At 37.8% G+C, this 1,708-nt stretch carries 2 protein-coding genes; both read right to left on the reverse strand.

Annotated elements, in window-relative coordinates; all coding sequences use genetic code 11:
* Window positions 1–68: 68 nt before the first annotated feature.
* The gene (locus tag AADEFJLK_RS23565; protein WP_103976029.1) at window positions 69–617 is read right to left on the reverse strand and encodes a hypothetical protein; all 549 of its coding nucleotides are present in this window, start codon (window positions 615–617) and stop codon (window positions 69–71) included.
* 26 nt (window positions 618–643) lie between these two features.
* A complete protein-coding gene (locus AADEFJLK_RS24885) occupies window positions 644–811 on the reverse strand; it encodes a hypothetical protein (protein WP_170065251.1) in 168 nt (55 codons plus the stop codon).
* Between the last annotated feature and the right edge of the window lie 897 nt (window positions 812–1,708).

Consider the following 1,708-nt stretch of genomic DNA (forward strand, 5'->3'; position numbering starts at 1 on the left):
GACGCATAATCTCATTCTCTAAGGCAATTATGCCATGTTGAATAATTGTCGGTGAGATAAACATAAGATCATCCGTATTGCATTTTGTCTAATTTGTTTAAGGTATTATGCAATATCAGCAAATCTCGCACATCATCCCAATAATTATTCTTTATCCACTCCATATCTGCTGATTTGTCGATATTGAGAAGATCAGGCTGTACCCGCGCTATAACAAACCGAGCGGCTTCAGACATGATGCTGAGATCTTTATCCGTAAAATCTGGAAAGCCAATTATAGTATTTTTATAATAATTTATGCTAAATAAGTAATGGCTAATTTCAGCTAAAGCGAATGCCAACCCGCCGCTTTGAGTGCTGCCCAACGCTTCCTTGAGTCCTGAAGAAAAAGGCGATACACGCAGTAAGTAGTATTTTAGAAAGTCAATGTCTAAATCTAGCTTACCCAAGGCAATGAGTTTAGCAAATTTAATGATACATGCTTCAATGCAACACAATGTGTCTGTTGCTTCCGGGGTATTTTTTCTGATTTCATCTTCCGCATAGTGGATAAGGGCAACAAGTAAGCAGTTTGCAGCTCTATCCTCCCAATCGTACATCACTTTCTGATGGGTCATAGTCGTTAGCTCTTAATTTTTAACATTCATTTGTATTTTCTGGTTGCTTTAAAAAGCCAAAACACTATTCCAGTTAACGCTACTGCCACTATAAAAACCCCGTCAGCCCACTCACCAAATAGGCGGCGTGCAGCTATCATTGAAATAATTAATACGGAACTAAAAATTATTCTAAATACTATTTCGTTACGCATAAATATAATCACCCTATTCTTCATTTATATGGCTATAACTGTATCGGATGCTGCATATATCACAGATACCACAATACCTACGGTTAACGCCGTAAGCGTTAATCCCTGCAAATAGCCCATCCATTCTGCTTTGCTACAATCCAAGATATTGATAGGATTATCGCAGCGTACCTTGGCTTTAACGGTGCACTTTTATGTACAATAGAACCCACGGTGCTATTAAGATAGCAGCAGGCCATAAGTAAAAATATAGAAAATTACCGCGCAACGTTGGAAAGAACATCATTGGGATTACCCAAAAAAACTGTAAAAACGAAATAGACAACCTAAATAAGTTTGAGTGTGTGTTTTTTGCCAAGACAACCGCATAATAAAAAATCACACCTACGACAATAACCCCCCATGCTATTTGATAATACATATCAGCTTATTCCTGCTCTCTCTATAGATGCCAATAGCACCGAAGAATTGGATAAAAGCGCAAGCAACCCATCAAAACGGGTTATGGCAGCGGTGTATTTTTGCGGGGAATTATAAAAACACTTTATCAACAAAAAAAGATTACACGCTAAAAATATAACCATTAGAATTACGTCATAACTATCAACAAAACCGCTATGCTCCTCCATCTTCGGCTCATTTTTAGACCATAACATTACGCCTATGATAATGGTAAAAATAGATTGGGTGATATATCTAATATAATCACCGTATTTTTCGCTTATAAGAACCGACCCTATTTCGCTTTTAAAGACAATGATCATAATTAGCGTTAAGTGGCCCCCATTGTCCAGACAATATTTAGCCTAGTTTAAGATAGTGTCATTGCCATTGCAGCGGATTGGCGCTGCCCCGTTTCTCCGTTTGAAGCATTTCGTTTATCGCTAAAATGATCTG

The sequence above is a fragment of the Methylovulum psychrotolerans genome, from assembly GCF_002923755.1.
Lineage (GTDB): Bacteria > Pseudomonadota > Gammaproteobacteria > Methylococcales > Methylomonadaceae > Methylovulum > Methylovulum psychrotolerans.